Origin of the sequence: Sulfurimonas sp., assembly GCF_023228785.1 — a bacterium.
GTDB lineage: Bacteria > Campylobacterota > Campylobacteria > Campylobacterales > Sulfurimonadaceae > Sulfurimonas.
In genome coordinates, this window is record NZ_JALOAN010000015.1 from 19,337 (window position 1) to 34,626 (window position 15,290).

At 33.3% G+C, this 15,290-nt stretch carries 15 protein-coding genes and 2 tRNA genes; 3 read left to right on the top strand and 14 right to left on the bottom strand.

All coding sequences use genetic code 11. The annotated features are described in order from the left end of the window. Positions 1–203: 203 nt before the first annotated feature. The 8 genes from M0Q24_RS05405 to M0Q24_RS05440 form a co-directional block, all read right to left on the bottom strand. On the bottom strand, positions 204–941 hold the full coding sequence (locus M0Q24_RS05405; protein WP_295048197.1) for a MipA/OmpV family protein: 738 nt from the start codon (positions 939–941) through the stop codon (positions 204–206). Then, positions 938–1,699 (bottom strand): rod shape-determining protein MreC, encoded by a 762-nt coding sequence (gene mreC, locus M0Q24_RS05410; protein ID WP_295048199.1) that lies wholly within the window; start codon positions 1,697–1,699, stop codon positions 938–940. Before mreC ends, M0Q24_RS05405 begins: the two co-directional genes overlap by 4 nt. After that, on the bottom strand, positions 1,692–2,729 hold the full coding sequence (locus M0Q24_RS05415) for a rod shape-determining protein (protein ID WP_295048202.1): 1,038 nt from the start codon (positions 2,727–2,729) through the stop codon (positions 1,692–1,694). The genes mreC and M0Q24_RS05415 overlap by 8 nt, the downstream gene beginning before the upstream one ends. A gap of 63 nt (positions 2,730–2,792) precedes the next feature. Next, positions 2,793–4,037: an ATP-dependent Clp protease ATP-binding subunit ClpX gene (clpX, locus tag M0Q24_RS05420; protein WP_295048204.1), complete on the bottom strand. Its 1,245-nt coding sequence runs from the start codon at positions 4,035–4,037 to the stop codon at positions 2,793–2,795. Between the two features lie 30 nt (positions 4,038–4,067). Further along, positions 4,068–4,886: an acyl-ACP--UDP-N-acetylglucosamine O-acyltransferase gene (lpxA, locus tag M0Q24_RS05425; RefSeq protein ID WP_295048206.1), complete on the bottom strand. Its 819-nt coding sequence runs from the start codon at positions 4,884–4,886 to the stop codon at positions 4,068–4,070. 48 nt (positions 4,887–4,934) lie between these two features. After that, entirely contained in the window at positions 4,935–5,381 is a 447-nt protein-coding gene (gene fabZ / locus M0Q24_RS05430; RefSeq protein WP_295048260.1) for a 3-hydroxyacyl-ACP dehydratase FabZ, read from the bottom strand. 51 nt (positions 5,382–5,432) lie between these two features. Beyond that, positions 5,433–6,515: an epoxyqueuosine reductase QueH gene (locus tag M0Q24_RS05435; RefSeq protein WP_295048263.1), complete on the bottom strand. Its 1,083-nt coding sequence runs from the start codon at positions 6,513–6,515 to the stop codon at positions 5,433–5,435. 69 nt (positions 6,516–6,584) lie between these two features. Beyond that, the gene (locus M0Q24_RS05440; protein ID WP_295048208.1) at positions 6,585–7,088 is read right to left on the bottom strand and encodes a peptidylprolyl isomerase; all 504 of its coding nucleotides are present in this window, start codon (positions 7,086–7,088) and stop codon (positions 6,585–6,587) included. 106 nt (positions 7,089–7,194) lie between these two features. Between M0Q24_RS05440 and M0Q24_RS05445 the strand changes: the two genes are divergently transcribed. Both M0Q24_RS05445 and M0Q24_RS05450 read left to right on the top strand, forming a co-directional pair. After that, positions 7,195–8,412, top strand: coding sequence for a HAMP domain-containing sensor histidine kinase (locus tag M0Q24_RS05445; RefSeq protein WP_295048210.1), 1,218 nt, complete (start codon positions 7,195–7,197; stop codon positions 8,410–8,412). Beyond that, positions 8,412–9,068 carry a response regulator transcription factor gene (locus M0Q24_RS05450; RefSeq protein WP_295048212.1) on the top strand — a complete coding sequence of 219 codons (657 nt, stop codon included), beginning with the start codon at positions 8,412–8,414 and terminating at the stop codon, positions 9,066–9,068. The genes M0Q24_RS05445 and M0Q24_RS05450 overlap by 1 nt, the downstream gene beginning before the upstream one ends. A 71-nt stretch (positions 9,069–9,139) precedes the next feature. Here M0Q24_RS05450 and M0Q24_RS05455 read toward each other — a convergent pair whose 3' ends face one another. Continuing rightward, a complete protein-coding gene (locus tag M0Q24_RS05455; RefSeq protein WP_295048214.1) occupies positions 9,140–9,421 on the bottom strand; it encodes a heavy-metal-associated domain-containing protein in 282 nt (93 codons plus the stop codon). Between the two features lie 209 nt (positions 9,422–9,630). On the opposite strand from M0Q24_RS05455, the gene M0Q24_RS05460 reads away from it, so the two are divergent. Further along, entirely contained in the window at positions 9,631–10,074 is a 444-nt protein-coding gene (locus M0Q24_RS05460; RefSeq protein WP_295048216.1) for a hypothetical protein, read from the top strand. On the opposite strand, the gene M0Q24_RS05465 is transcribed toward M0Q24_RS05460, so the two are convergent. From M0Q24_RS05465 to hemE, 5 genes are all read right to left on the bottom strand, one after another. Continuing rightward, complete coding sequence (locus M0Q24_RS05465) at positions 10,066–12,858, bottom strand: bifunctional diguanylate cyclase/phosphodiesterase (RefSeq protein ID WP_295048218.1); 2,793 nt, start codon at positions 12,856–12,858, stop codon at positions 10,066–10,068. The genes M0Q24_RS05460 and M0Q24_RS05465 overlap by 9 nt on opposite strands. A gap of 178 nt (positions 12,859–13,036) precedes the next feature. After that, positions 13,037–13,111, bottom strand: a tRNA-Asn gene (locus M0Q24_RS05470). 31 nt (positions 13,112–13,142) lie between these two features. Then, positions 13,143–13,217: transfer RNA gene (locus M0Q24_RS05475), tRNA-Asn, on the bottom strand. 56 nt (positions 13,218–13,273) lie between these two features. Next, positions 13,274–14,206 carry a radical SAM protein gene (locus M0Q24_RS05480; RefSeq protein WP_295048220.1) on the bottom strand — a complete coding sequence of 311 codons (933 nt, stop codon included), beginning with the start codon at positions 14,204–14,206 and terminating at the stop codon, positions 13,274–13,276. A 6-nt stretch (positions 14,207–14,212) separates the two neighbouring features. After that, the gene (gene hemE, locus M0Q24_RS05485; RefSeq protein ID WP_295048222.1) at positions 14,213–15,253 is read right to left on the bottom strand and encodes a uroporphyrinogen decarboxylase; all 1,041 of its coding nucleotides are present in this window, start codon (positions 15,251–15,253) and stop codon (positions 14,213–14,215) included. Between the last annotated feature and the right edge of the window lie 37 nt (positions 15,254–15,290).

Sequence of the window (15,290 nt, forward strand, 5' to 3'; positions counted from 1 at the left end):
AAAGTCCGTTACAAAAAAAAGACTTTGTCTACTTGAAAGTTATAGATAATAAGCGCGATTTTACTCAAAAAGCACTTAATTTTTGATGAGATGCACTAGCTTCTTAATTTGTAGTACTACAGATTTTCGAATAAAATATGCAAGCCGTAAAATTAAAGTAAATAAAGCTATATGTATGTAGTGCTGATTATAAAAATTTTGTGTTAGTACTTAAAAGTGTATATTAAAGAGAGAAGTCCTGAGTAGAGATAGTCTTCATTTACTATAGGACTAGAGGTTGCTTCATTTGAGAGTTTATCTATTCTAAGGTTTACTAAAGTAGAAATATCTTTAGTGATAGGGTACTTTATATAAGTTTGAATTCCTACAGACAAACCATCGTTTGGAGTATAAGCTTTTCTGTTTTTTAACTCTTCTGATTTTTTAACACCATAGTAGTAGTTTAAAAATTTACTAGATTCATACACCAAAATTAGACTAGGATAAAATGAAAAATCTCCAATTTTAAAGTCAACGCCCATTTCACTCTTTAAAATCCAAGAGTCATGTCTATTTAAGATATCAGTTAATAGCATCAGTTCTAGATGAGCAGGTCCTTTTTTTGTACTAAAAGCTAAACCGCCCTCAAATGTCTTCCTTCTTTCATCCATACCAGCTATATCATCTGCTTTGTAGCCATAGACTCTTGGTTGAGCAGTCAGTGAAAATCCCCATGCAAAATCTTCATCTCTATCTCCCAAAAAATAGACTCCAGCTCTTGACCATTGTATATATATGATGGAGTTGTCAAAGAAGATTACGGGGCTAGGTAAGATGGTTGCATCTACATTTTCATATGGTTGAGATTGAAAAAATGCACCAGCTCCTATTATGAGATTTTGTTTTTTATCTTCTGCTTGAAGATTAAAAAAAATTAATAATAGAGTTAAAATGTATTTCATCTAGTTTGTCTTATTATATAAAAATAGTTTGGGTCGTTTGACTCGTAGTAGGGCTCAATTTGAGCATTTTGATAACCTTGAGATTTACTTACAGAGATAACTCGACCAACTTTTAAGCCTTTGAAAAAGATCTCATCTAAACCAGAAGTAATAACTTCATCTCCAACTTCTACTTTAAACCAAGCAGGTATAAACTTTACTACTAGATTTTTTGCATTGTTTCCATGTGCTATTCCAGGTGCTCTTGTCTTACCAACATAAACAGCATAAGAACTTTGAATATCTCTATTTAGAAGTCCTAATGGTTTTTTATTTTGAGGAACTACTATTCCAGCTACAAGCTCATTATATGTTAAACCGTAGATCTTAGAAGCATTATAGTCATCTATGTCTAACCAAACCCTATTTAAATCACCAAATTTTTGATACGACAAAGCGCGGACAAGTTGAACTTTTGGGTCAATAGTAATTTCAGAGTTGTTTGCTTTAAATAGATCATTTATCTCAGATGCCATCTGTTGCATCACGAGATGATTGTTTTCGTAATTATGAAGTTCATCTTTTAGTGAAGTTATTGTTTTTGCTTGAAAAATATGTTTATCAATACTATTTTGTACAAACTCTGTTGAGTTGTGATAGTGTGATTTAAAGTAGTTAAGAGCCGAAATTAATGGGCCTTGGATAGTGTTTGTGTAGTATAAGGCACTCACGAAGAGTGCGATAAAGAGTAGAAAAAAGCCTAAAAGCTCTTTATTCATTTTCGAAAAGTTCTTGGAGTAGGTCTATCTCTTCTAAGGCACGACCAGTACCACGAGCAACTGCTAGAAGTGGCTCATCAGCGACATAAACAGGAACTTTTACAATATCAGCTAGATATTTATCAAGTTGGCGAATAAGAGCTCCTCCACCAGTTAAAATAATACCGTGATTTACAATATCGCCAGCTAGATCTGGTGGCATCTTCTCTAAGACATCACGAAGTGCTTCAGCTATCTCTTTTAAAGGCTCTTTCATGGCCTCTCTTGCATCTTCACTTGTAAGTTCAACAGAGCTAAGAAGTCCTTCAACTTGGTCACGACCATTTACAACCATAGTTAGCTCTTCAGCAAGTGTTACAGCTGTTCCTATGTTTATCTTAATCTCTTCAGCAGTTCTTTCACCTATAAGTAAGTTGTACTTCTTTTTAACATAATCAATAATACCTTTATCAAGTTTATCTCCAGCAGTTCTAATTGACTTTGAGAGAACTAAACCACCAAGAGATACAACACCAACCTCAGTAGTACCACCACCGATATCAACAACTAAGTTTCCTTGTGGTTCACGAATATCAATGCCTGCTCCAATTGCAGCTGCCATTGGCTCTTCTATCAAAAATACTTCACGAGCACCTGCACTAAGAGCAGATTCACGAACAGCTTTTCTCTCAACTTGAGTTAAACCATAAGGCACACATATGATGATTCTAGGACTTATTAGAGAAGTTCTTCCATGTGCTTTTTCTATAAATTTTCTAATCATCTTTTCAGTCATGTCAAAATCAGCAATAACACCATCTCTCATAGGGCGAATAGCTTTGATGTTTCCTGGAGTTTTACCAACCATCTCTTTAGCTTCATGCCCGACTGCTAAGACTTTTTGATGTCCATATCTTTCTGTTTTTACTGCAACAACTGATGGTTCATTTATAATAATACCGCGACCTTTTGCAATAACAATAGTGTTTGCAGTTCCTAAGTCTATAGATAAATCGTTAGAAAAAAGCCCTACTAGTTTGTTAAATATCATATCTTTTGTCCTTAATTTGGTTGTGTCATTTAATTATAATAGTATCGAGGTTCATATCGATACTTACGCTATCTTTTTAGTTGATTTTTTTATATATACAGGTGCTACATTTTCATTTATAACTTCAGCAGTTATTAAAACTTCATAACCAGCATAATCAGGAAGTTCATACATTATATCTATCATATTTTCTTCGAGTATTGCACGAAGTCCACGTGCTCCTGTTTTTCTTTTGATAGCTTTTGCGGCAATTGCTTTTAGTGCTTCTTCTTCAAAGTTTAGTTCTACTTCATCTATAAGAAATAGTTTTTTGTATTGCTTTATTAGAGAGTTTTTAGGCTCAGTTAGGATGCGAACCATATCCTCTTGGCTTATCTCATTTAGTGAAGCGATGATAGGAAGTCTTCCAACTAATTCAGGTATAAGACCATAAGAGACTAGATCATCTGGTTCTACCATGTCGTAAGTCATTTTTCTCTCTTCTTTGCTCTTTTTGTCATGTCCAAAACCTAAAACATTATCGCCTTGTTTTTTCTTTAAAATCTCATCAAGACCATCAAAAGCACCACCACAGATAAATAGAATATTTGTAGTGTTTATAGTAGTGAACTCTTGGTTTGGATGTTTTCTACCACCTTTTGGTGGGATATTTACTTCTGCACCTTCAACTATTTTTAGAAGTGCTTGTTGGACTCCCTCGCCTGAGACATCTCTTGTTATAGATCTGTTTTCACTCATGCGTGAAACTTTATCTACTTCATCTATAAAGACTATGCCTTGCTCAGCTCTAGTTACATCACCATCAGCTGCTTGGATGAGTTTTGTTAAGATATTTTCAACATCCTCTCCAACATATCCAGCCTCAGTTAAACTCGTTGCATCAGCAATAGCAATCGGTACATTTAGAACTCTTGCAATAGTTTGAGCCATAAGAGTTTTACCACTTCCTGTTGGACCTATTAGTAAAACATTTGATTTTGCTATCTCTGTATCATCATCTTTTATATGTTTTGTTTTAAAGATTCTTTTGTAGTGGTTGTAAACTGCAACACTTAAGAGTTTTCTCGCTCTCTCTTGACCAATAATATACTCACCCAAAAATTCATTTAATTCTCTTGGTGTCATCAAGTTATTTACAGCTTCTAGGAGTTCTTCATCATTTACTCTTAAAGACTCTTTCTCATCGCCAAACATTATTTTATAAGCTGAGATAACACAGTTTTTACAGATGTAAACACCATTACCAGCTATTAGTGGATTTTCCTCGCTCTCACTTGCGTCACAAAAACTACAATGTCTATGAATCATATTTTACTTCCTTTTTACTCATCAGTATCACTAAACTTTTTCATTATTTTTTCTTTGAGTATTACTTTTTCTCTCAAATGGTATGCCTCTTTTTGTCTTTAATACAAAGTCACAAAGATCATTAACATAGTGATTTTGAGTTGTCTCAATAAGCTCACTTGCACTCTCTTTTAAAGGTTTACCAGACTCAAATAGCTCTCTATAAGCAGATTTTAGCTCATTTATGTCTTCTCTATCTAAACTTCTTCTTAGTCCTGTTAGGTTTAGTCCACGAAGTGTCGCACGATTTCCCTCAGCCATACAAAAAGGAGGAACATCTTGGGCAAGTGCAGAAGCACCACCAATCATTGCATAATCTCCAATATGAACAAACTGATGAATAGGAGTCATTCCACCAATAACAGCGTAATCTCCAACTTCAACATGTCCAGCCAAAGTTGCAGCATTCGCTAGGATACAGTGGTTTCCAATGATAACATCGTGACCTAAATGTACATAACCCATAAAAAGATTGTGGTTTCCTATGATAGTTTTTCCACCACCGCCTTTTGTTCCAGGGTTGAAGAGTGTAAACTCTCTTATCTTGTTATTATCACCAATGATAAGTTCAACATCTTCTCCAGCATATTTCAAGTCTTGTGGGATTGAGCCTATGACAGAGTGAGAAAAAATAATATTGTTTTTTCCAATAGTTGTTTTTCCGTAGATGCAAGAACTCTGTGCTATCTTAGTTCCATCACCAATAATTGCATTTTTTGAGATAAAACAAAATGCTCCTATCTCAACATCTTTGCCAATTTTTGCACCATCTTCTATAATTGCATGAGGGGAAATTTTATTGTTTGACATTTAGTCTCTTTTTATTTTAAACTTGTGTTTTTTGTTCATAAATTTTAATTATTTATCTACTATCATTGCTTTTAATTCAGCTTGAGAAACTAAAACATCATCAACATAAGCCTTACCCTCTAGCATCCAAATAGCACCTTTGTTTTTTATAACACTGATATGATATTCTAGTCTATCACCTGGTTTTACGGGAGCTCGAAATTTAGCCTTATCAATGCTCATAAAGTAAACAACTTTGTTTGCAGCTTCTTCTTCGGTCATATCGTCCATGCTTTTAAAAGCAAGTATGCCACCAGCTTGAGCCATTCCTTCTAATATCATAACACCTGGGTAAATAGGGTGACCTGGAAAGTGCCCTTGAAAAACATTGTCGCCAATAGTTACATTTTTAAAACCAACAAGAGTTTCATTTTTTACAATGTGAGTTACACGGTCAAGCAGTAAAAAAGGGAATCGATGAGGTATAATCTTTTGAATTTCCATAACATCCATAATCATAGTCAAGAAGCCTTATAGTAATTTTTGGATATTTTAGCTAAAAAAAGATTATATAATCATTAGTTTTTCTTTAGTGTCTTGGTAAGTTGTGGCATTTAGTGTTATTGTGAGTTTAGTATCACATATGAGATCAACTATGATGATAGGAGATAAAGAGTATGGATTTGGATCTATAAGTTTTCTAATGTTAAGTTCTTTGTCAAATGTTGGGGGATTGAAGATCAGCTCTTTTATACTTTTATAGTTAGATCTACATAGCTTATTGAAATGTTTTAAGTCTATAAATTTAATCTCTTGTCGGTTGAAATAGTAAATATTTTTGTCCTCAAATTCTATGCGTCCATCAGCCTTTTTTTTATCAAGCATGGAGTAGCAAAGTGAGTAAGCTGGGATAATTTCATTTTTGCCTTTAGTGAGGTTAAGGCTAAAAATACGGTAGTTTAAAAACTTCTCTTTTACTATCTTGTAGGCGATGTTTTTCTCTTCAAGTTCAACTCTTTTTGTATAGATCTCAAGCCGATCTTCTATGGAAGCAGGAAGTGTAGTGTTTGAGATTGGTGAGAACATCTCATCCATGATGCGACCTTGATCTTCTCTTTGCATAGTCAAACCATAGATGCATCCACAATAGTCTTGCCTATAGAGCATCTCCTCTTTTGTAACTTGGGCTTGATCTTGCGAGCCACCATTTGAGCGATAATCAAGTGCTATAAACTCAACTCCGTGTTTTAGAAAAAAAGCTTCACCACTTTTTTTTAGTTGTTCTTGAGATTTTAGAGGGCTTACAAGAAGAGTGGTTGTGAACTTTTTCTCACCAAGTTCAAGAGCTTTTTTTGCACTAACTTCAAAGCGTCTATCAAAACACACTTCACATCTAGCACCTTTTTCTCTCTCCCTCTCAAGACCTTTTACAGCACTCATCCAACTCTCATAATCATATTCACCCTCAATAAGTTCAATGCCAAGTTTCTTGCATGATCTAGTAACATCTAAAAGTCTGAGTTTGTATTCTAAATATGGATGGATGTTTGGATCGTAGAAAAAAGCTATGAGTTTTTCATCAGGAAAATCAAGTTGAAGTTTTTGTAAGAAAAAATGTGAATCTACGCTACAACAGATATGAACTAAGATTTGTAATTCCTCTTCTCGTTTTCTTGTAGATCCACCTCGGGAGAGGTGGATCTAGGTGGTATTTTTAAATTACTTTGTCTCTAAAACTTCTATAGAGTTAATTGCATCTTGACCTTGGATAGAGTCTAGAACTGCAAAACTCTCTGCGTCATCTTCTTCTATCGCACCAAAAACTGTATGAACACCATCAAGATGTGGAGTAGCTGCAAAAGTGATAAAGAACTGACTTCCACCTGTGTTTGGTCCAGCGTGAGCCATTGAGAGCGTTCCTTTTGTATGGCGAGAAGTGTTTTGTGCAGTCTCACACGCTATAGCCCAATCAGGTCCACCAGTTCCAGTACCAGTAGGACATCCGCCTTGAGCCATAAAACCTGGGATTACACGGTGAAAATTCAGGTTGTTATAAAAACCAGTGTTTGCTAAGTGTGCAAAGTTTGCAACTGTGTTTGGAGCTTCCTCAGGAAAAAGCTTTAACCAGATATCGCCCTTACTTGTAGATACTTTTGCCCATTGAAGTTTGCTTAACTCCTCAGCGCTTAAGTCGTAAGTCTTTAATTGTGTATTTCTATACATTTGAGTCCTTGTTGTTTTTTGAAATTATAATGACTTAATCTTAGAGTATTTGAAAGTTAGGAGTTTAGTTTATATCAAACGCAGCACTTAGTGTATAATACCAAGCATGAAGATAAGCTCATTTTTTAAAACCATAACTATTAAACAAGCCGATATAATTACGGTCAGCGTTATATTTTTGTGTACTATGATTTTTGTTGGTCTTTTAGTTGAAGAGATGTATGAGGATTATGAAAAAGCGATAGAACAGAGTTATGTTATTAGTATTGAATCACTCTCTGAGAGCGAACTAATAGCACAAAAACATCAAAGGCTGAAGTCTCTTTTGATTAAAACTGCATTAGCAATAGTTACTCTCTCGTTTATACTTTTTGCTATATTTTTAGGTTTTCATAACCTTTTTAACAAACTGCTTCATATGGATACAAAGAGATTTTTGAAGTTTTTTGAGCAAAATACACATAGCGATTATATAATAGATCCAAATAAGATATTTTTTCAAGACTTTAAGATCATGGTCGGATATGCAAATGAGATGGTAACAAAGATAAAAGAGCAAAGAGACTCTCTTGAAGAGCTAAATCAGGGGCTTGAAGAGAGAGTGAAGATGAAGATGACAAAACTTGAATCTATCAATGAAAACTTAGAAAAAGAGAAGAAATTCTCACAAGATCTACTAAAAGCTCAAAAAGAATTTTTAAGATATACCGTACATGAAACAAACACACCTCTTAGTGTTATACTTATGTCTATAGAGTTGTATCTGATGAAAAACCCACGAGATAGACAATTGTCCAAGATAGAAGCTGCTGTTAAAAATATTTTTAGCATATATGATGATCTGAGTTATTTGGTAAAAAAAGATCAAGTTGAGTATCCAAAGAGAGCTATAAACTTTGCTAACTATATAAATGCAAGAATAGACTTTTTTACAGAAGTTGCCGAGCAGTCAAAAGTGAGTTTTAACAATAAAATTCAAGCAAAGGAAATGCACATATATTTCAATGAAACAAAGCTTCAAAGAATAGTAGACAATACTATAACAAATGCCATAAAATATACGCTTCCAAAAGAAGTAGTAACCGTAACTCTTATGCAAATTGGTGCAAATATAGAGTTTGCTATGGGCTCAAAAGCAAAAACTATAAAAGATACACAAAAAGTTTTTCATGAGTACTATAGAGAAGAAGAAAAAGCTGATGGTTTTGGAATAGGATTAGGACTTGTTCGAAGTATATGTGAAGAAGAAAATATTAAAATCTCTGTATCTTCAGATGCTCATGAGACTGTTTTTAAGTATGTATTTAAAATGATGGGTGATTGATGAAGATTTTACTACTTGAAGATGAGCTTATGTTAAATGAGTCTATATGTGAGTACTTAGAGTCAGATGGACACAAAGTAGAATCTTTTGTTGATGGAACTGACGCCTTTAGTGCCATAAAACAAAGCTCATACGATCTGCTTATATTAGATATAAATGTACCAGGAATAGATGGACTCTCCTTTTTAGAAGAGTTACATCACTTGAAAATATATGTGAGTGTTATTTATATAAGTGCATTAGTAGATATAGAAGATATTTCTCGTGCTTATAATTTAGGGTGTCACGACTACTTAAAAAAACCATTCCATCTAAAAGAGTTGGCTCTTCGTATCAACCGAGTAAAATTAGAAAGAGAGAGACCAAGAGTTCATCTTAGGATCTCTAAAAATTACAGCTATGATCAAGAACATAGCCTTCTTTTGTTCAATGACGAACCACAAATTCTTACAAAAAAACAGTCTCAAATGATAGATCTACTTGCAAGAAATAGGGGAATGGTAGTTGATTTTGAACAGTTTCAGACTTATGTATGGAGTGAGCAACTTGTAGATAATGCAACAATTAGAGCCGAGATAAATCGGCTCAAAAAAAATCTAAAAGAAGATTTTGTTATAAATGTTCGTGGTATGGGTTATATGATAGACAAACCTTAATCCCTAATTATAAGGGTTTAAAACCCATTTGTACCGGATTTATATCTATATTAAGCTTTGAACGAGAGGAATTATTGATTCATCTTTCCTATAGCACAAGAGACAAAGCTCTTTGCTTTAAGACCAGTTGACTCAAATGTACCTAGTTCTTCATCATCCATTGGATAACCTAGTTTTCTCATCTTTTTTCGAAAGAGTTGCTCTTGATCATCATCTTTTATCTCAACACTTACAACTCTAGGCTCTTGGCTTAGATCTACTTCCACTTCTCCAAAATCTTCTTTTAGAGACTCTTTTACGGTATTTGCGCAACCACTACATTTTATATTTAATGCTTTGAAACTTTTTCTCATTTTAGATCCTTTTTAGTGCTTAGTTATTGTGAAAATCTGATTAAATTTAAAAAGCAATTATGTTTTAATCAAATTTTTTGATAAGCCATTATCTTCTAAGTTTCCTTGAATTAATATTAGCTATTTTGCTTTTATAATTATCTTGCATTTGTAAAGTTTTAATTCATACTCTTTTAGTATAATCTAACTAATTTTTTACAGGAGAAACTATGGAAGCTATCTACCCATACGCACACATCATACATCTTATACTTGCTATTATGTTTTTAGGTTATGTATTTACCGATTTAGCTGTTATATCAGCACTTAAGAGTAAATTCTCAAAACAAGATGAGGAGAAAATAAATCAAGAACTAGGAAAAAGAAGCTTTAAAATATTTCCTTTAACACTTCTGTTTTTAATCCTCACAGGTGGCATAATGATGTCAAAATATATAAATTCTAGTGCAGGTGTTTTTGAGACAGATCTGCAAAAGATCTTGATGTTTAAAATAGCTCTAGCACTTATTATTGCACTTGGTGTTTTATCAAATCTCTACGCAAAATTTGCAAAGAAGAAAAAGAGTGAGTTTATGCAACATCACTTCCATAAGCTTGTCATTGTGTTAGGACTTTTGATAGTACTCTCTTCACAATGGATGTTTTTAGCTTAAAAACTTTACTAAATCATCTAAAGAGAGAGGTTTGCTATAGAGATATCCTTGTAGCATGTCGCATTTACTCTCTCTTAAGATCTCTTTTTGCTTCTCATTTTCTACACCCTCAGCTACAGTTGTAAGATTTAATGATTTTGCAAGAGCCATGATTGCACTAACTATACTTTTAGAGTCATCGTCACTCTCTAACTCTTTTACAAATTCTCTATCTATCTTTAGTGTGTCTATTGGAAGTTTTTTCAAGTATGACATGGACGAGTAACCAGTACCAAAGTCATCTATAGAGATCTTAACACCTAGTTTTTTAATCTTTTTTAGTATCTCTATAACGCTTTGGATGTTTTGCATGATAGAAGTTTCAGTTATCTCAAATTCTACTAAAGATGGTTCAACACCACTCTCACTTAGAAGCTCTTTTACTTCATTATAAAAATCTTCATCATCGAGCTGATTTGCTGAAACATTTATAGAGATAGAGATAGGAAAAGTCAATGTCTCGTTGATGATTTTTAAGTCATGAAGAGCTTGTTTTATAACCCAATGTCCTATCTTATTTATATAGTTTGACTCTTCTGCTATTGGTATAAATTTATCAGGTGGAATAAAACCAAAATCTTTATCTATCCATCTTATAAGAGCTTCAACACCTATAGTTTTATCATCAGTATAGGAATATTTTGGTTGATAGTTTAGAAAAAAACTATTGTTTGCAATAGCATGTCTAAGTTTTGTGTCTAGTTCTAGTCGATATATGGCATCTTGATTCATAGCATCGTTGAAATATCTAAAAGTATTTTTACCCTTGTCTTTTGCTTCATACATCGCAGCATCAGCATTTTTGAGTAAATCATTGTAATTTTCACCATTTTGCGGATATAAACTAATACCGATACTCCATCCAACGTTTACTTCTTTACCTTGGATCTCTATAGGATCTTTAACCGTTTCTAGTATAGCGTTAGCAAGTTGAGAGATACTAAGCAAATTTTCATATGGAGCTAAAATAATAAACTCATCTCCTCCAAGTCTTGAGAGTATACTGTCTTGCGAGATGATATTTTTTAGTTTTGATGCCATCTCAACAAGTAAAACATCTCCCGCTTGATGACCAAGTGAATCATTGATCCATTTAAAATTATCTAAATCTAAAAAGAGTATGGCAAATTCTTCATTATTATAGTGTGATGATTTTAGATATGTTTCAACCTCTTGTTTAAAAAGTTTTTTATTTGGTAGCTTTGTTAAAAAGTCATAAAATACGAGCTGATGAATCTCATCTTCTCTATTTTTAACCTCAGTTATATCACGAGATATTGCTATATAGTTTATGATTTCATTATTTTTGTCTCTAACGCAAACGATAGATTGTTCCACTTCATAAATGGATCCATCTTTTTTTCTATCACGAAGTTTATCACTCCAAAAGTCATTTTTTTGTAAGCTACTCCACATATTTTTGTAAAATTCTTTATCGCCCCAACCTGAACTTAATAATCTTGGATCTTTTCCTATGACTTCATCTTTGTGATATCCTGTAAGTTTTTCAAAAGATTTGTTTACTGAGACTATTTTGTTGTTTTTGTTAGTTATAAGAATTCCATCAGAAGAGTTTTTAAAAACAATTGATGCTATTTCTAACTCTTTTTCGTGCTCAACTCTATCTGTGATGTCATGGATTGTTCCTATTGACTTTATGATTTTGCCATCAATATCAAGTCTGTGAATACATCTCTCTTCAACATACTTTAGCTTTTTATTTTTTGTAATAATTCGATACTTGATTGTGTATGGTTTTTTATCTTCAAGCGATTTTGTGTATGCATCGCTAACTGCCTTACAATCTTCTTCGTGAATGAGGCTTAAAAATCCTTCATAAGTAGCTGTTATTTCATTTGGTTTAAGTCCAAAGATTTTATAAACTTCATCAGACCAAAAAAGCTCATTTGTAAGCAAATTTAACTTCCAATGACCAACCTTAGCTATAGCCTGTGCTTCATTTAAATTTTTGATGAGGTTTTTGATGGTTGTTATATCTCTATCTGTTCCTCTGTAGCCCATAAAGTTTTTTTCTTTATCATAGATAGGAAAACCACTTGTTTGAAGTGTAACAATGGAGCCATCTTTATGTATATTTATATTTTCTAAATCTTTAAAAGGTTCTTTTGTTTTTAGGAGACTTTCAAAGAACTTTCTTACTCTCTTTGCTTCATCTTTTGGCATAGTAGAAAAAGAATTTTGTCCAACGATCTCATCCACCTCATAACCTAAAAAGTCTTTTACTCTATCACTTACAAAAGTAAAAACGCCATTGGCATCAATCTCCCAAACCCAATCAGATGAGGTTTCTAAAAGTATTGTTAATTTATCTTTTGACTCTTCTAGATCTTCTTGCAGAACTTTATAGTATGTTATATCAGAGATAATTGCTCTGATGGCAACTGTATTTTCATCTTTGTCTTTTACTATAGAATTTCGTTGGCTTATCCACTTAGTGTTGTTATATTTATCGATGATTTTATACCCAAAAATCTTAGTTATATTGTTAGTTGAAAGTTCTTGGATCATTTTTGTAAAGTATGTTTTGTAATCAGGATGTATAAGTTTTTGTAAAAGAAGAGGGGTGTTATACAATTCCTCTGGAGTATATCCAAAAAGAGACATAGAAGAGTCTGTAATGTACTCACATTTACCACTTGGCAAATGCATATAATAAAGAGCATTTTTAGAATTTTCTAAAAAAAGTTCCTTAAAATGATTTAGAGAGTTGTGATTATTTATCAAAAAAAAACACCTTAAATTAGTTTCATAAACATTTTACTTAATAGTTGATTATAAGGAAATTATTAAATACCAATTCTAAAAAAATTAGAGCAGTTTTTAAGTAAATAAAATCATATATGAAAATATAAGTTAAGATGTAAATACTTAAAAGTTATTGTTTTAGGGGTTTGAAAAGTTGTGGCTCCGGATACTGGATTCGAACCAGTGACCAAGTGATTAACAGTCACCTACTCTACCGCTGAGCTAATCCGGAAAATTAAAAAGTAATTGGATTCAATAAAAAGTGGCTCCGGATACTGGATTCGAACCAGTGACCAAGTGATTAACAGTCACCTACTCTACCGCTGAGCTAATCCGGATTGATTATTGAGCCGAAATTATACTTTACGAAGGCGTAAAAGTCAAGGTTTTTGGGTTAGTTTACTCTTTTTCTTTTTACATTTACAAAAGGGAGCAAAAATTCTAGATTTCCAACTATTTTTTTGATTACTTTTTGCTCTTTTATGAGGATGTCTAGTCTATCTTTACTTTGTTCATCAAACAAAATGTCTATATCATCCATGGTAAGTGGTCTTTTGTCTAGTGTGTTTAGTATTTCTTGTTCGCTATAGTTTGCATGGTTTGGTTCGGCATGGATTCTTGATGCAATGTGAATAGGTAGATCTCGACTAAAGAGAAGTGCAGCCTCATGAAGCTCTTTGTAGCTAATACCACATACATTGTAAGCAGGTGGTCTATCTATCGTTCCTAGGTCTATCCTTGAGGCTTTTATGCCTAGTAGTGCATTGTTTAGTTTTGCTATCTCTTCTTTGGTGTCATTTAGTCCGTGAACAAAGAGTATCTCTATAAAAAGTTTACCTTTAAACACTTTACTAAACTCTTGTACTTTTTTTACAACTTCATCAACTTTGATATCTTTATGCGGTCTATCTATCTTTTTAAAAATTTCATCGCTAATAGCATCGAGAGAGAGCTTTACTTGATCTAGCTTTAAAAGAGAGTTAAAGACACTTTCATCTACTAGCATTGCACTGTTTGTAAGGATAAGAGTTTGTGTATTGTTTTTTATTTTATTGATTTCATCTATTAGTTCATCTAAGTGTGGATATAGTGTTGGCTCGCCATTAGCAGTTATGGTTATCACATCTATCTTATCATCTAAATGCTCTTTTAGCTCGTTAATAATTTGCTCTACAGTTACTATGCTCTTTTGTGCATCTACTGTAGGAGCAGGGGCTAATTCACAGTAAAGACAGTCGAAGTTACATTGTTTTAGAGCAGGGGAGAGGTCTATACCCAAAGAAGAACCAAATCTTCTTGAGTTTATAGGACCGAAAATAGTTTTCACTTCTAATTACTTTTTACTAACTCTTTGACACTCTTTTATAAAGTGTTTAGCATTTTCTACAGGAACATCTGGGAGTATTCCATGACCTAAGTTAAAGATGTGTCTCTTTCCTTGCATCGTCTCTTGAATAGCCTCTACACACTCGGTGATAGCCTCTTTGGAGTAAAGACGACATGGTTCCATATTTCCTTGAAGAACATACTTACTTCCAAGTTTTTCTTTAGCAAGACTCATTGGAGTTGACCAGTCCACGCCAAATACTTCAAAGTTTCCATAAACTTTATCTAAAAATGCAGGTATACCTTTTGGAAACATAATGATAGGAATATGAGGATATTTCTCTTTTAAAAAGTCAGCGATTTCAACCATATATTTCCAAGAAAATTCATCATATTTACCAGGCTCAATAGCAGCTGCCCATGAATCAAAGATCTGAACTACATCGATCCCAGCTTCAATTTGTTTTTGCATATAGATCTTTACAACTTCTGTAACTTTTGCAAGTATTTTATGTAAAAGTGCGGGATTTGAGTACATCATTTTTTTACAAATATTGTACGTCTTCGTACCTTCACCTTCTATCATGTAAGTTGCAAGCGTCCAAGGAGCACCCGTAAAACCGATAAGTGCAGTTTTACCACCTCTTGCATCTAACTCTTTTTTTATAAGTTCTATTGTCTCATAAACATAAGTTAATTTTGAAGCTGCTTCTTCGCCACCAATGAGTGCATCGATATCAGCTTCTGTCTCTATAGGATTGTCAAATTTTGGACCTGAGCCTGTAATGAATTTTAAATCCATTCCCATCTCATTTGGAATAACTAAGATATCGCTAAAAAGTATTGCAGCATCAACTCCAACTATATCTACAGGTTGTAATGTAACTTCACAAGCTTTTTTTGGATCATGACAAAGGTTTAAAAAGTTTCCAGCCTCAGCACGAACTCTCATATACTCTGGTAGATAGCGACCCGCTTGTCTCATCATCCAAACTGGAGTGTATGGAGTCTCCTTGCCAAAACATGCATCTACAAATATTTTACTCATTTTTATCCTTTTGAATCGTTGTGTAATTTTAGTCTAC

Bases quoted from the DNA above. Each gene is read 5' to 3' on its own strand.
- M0Q24_RS05460 (WP_295048216.1), top strand. From the start codon at position 9,631: ATGGAAGCTATCTACCCATACGCACACATCATACATCTTATACTTGCT.
- mreC (WP_295048199.1), bottom strand. From the start codon at position 1,699: ATGAATAAAGAGCTTTTAGGCTTTTTTCTACTCTTTATCGCACTCTTC.
- M0Q24_RS05415 (WP_295048202.1), bottom strand. From the start codon at position 2,729: ATGATATTTAACAAACTAGTAGGGCTTTTTTCTAACGATTTATCTATA.
- lpxA (WP_295048206.1), bottom strand. From the start codon at position 4,886: ATGTCAAACAATAAAATTTCCCCTCATGCAATTATAGAAGATGGTGCA.
- M0Q24_RS05440 (WP_295048208.1), bottom strand. From the start codon at position 7,088: ATGTATAGAAATACACAATTAAAGACTTACGACTTAAGCGCTGAGGAG.
- M0Q24_RS05445 (WP_295048210.1), top strand. From the start codon at position 7,195: ATGAAGATAAGCTCATTTTTTAAAACCATAACTATTAAACAAGCCGAT.
- M0Q24_RS05455 (WP_295048214.1), bottom strand. From the start codon at position 9,421: ATGAGAAAAAGTTTCAAAGCATTAAATATAAAATGTAGTGGTTGCGCA.
- M0Q24_RS05450 (WP_295048212.1), top strand. From the start codon at position 8,412: ATGAAGATTTTACTACTTGAAGATGAGCTTATGTTAAATGAGTCTATA.
- clpX (WP_295048204.1), bottom strand. From the start codon at position 4,037: ATGATTCATAGACATTGTAGTTTTTGTGACGCAAGTGAGAGCGAGGAA.
- M0Q24_RS05405 (WP_295048197.1), bottom strand. From the start codon at position 941: ATGAAATACATTTTAACTCTATTATTAATTTTTTTTAATCTTCAAGCA.
- hemE (WP_295048222.1), bottom strand. From the start codon at position 15,253: ATGAGTAAAATATTTGTAGATGCATGTTTTGGCAAGGAGACTCCATAC.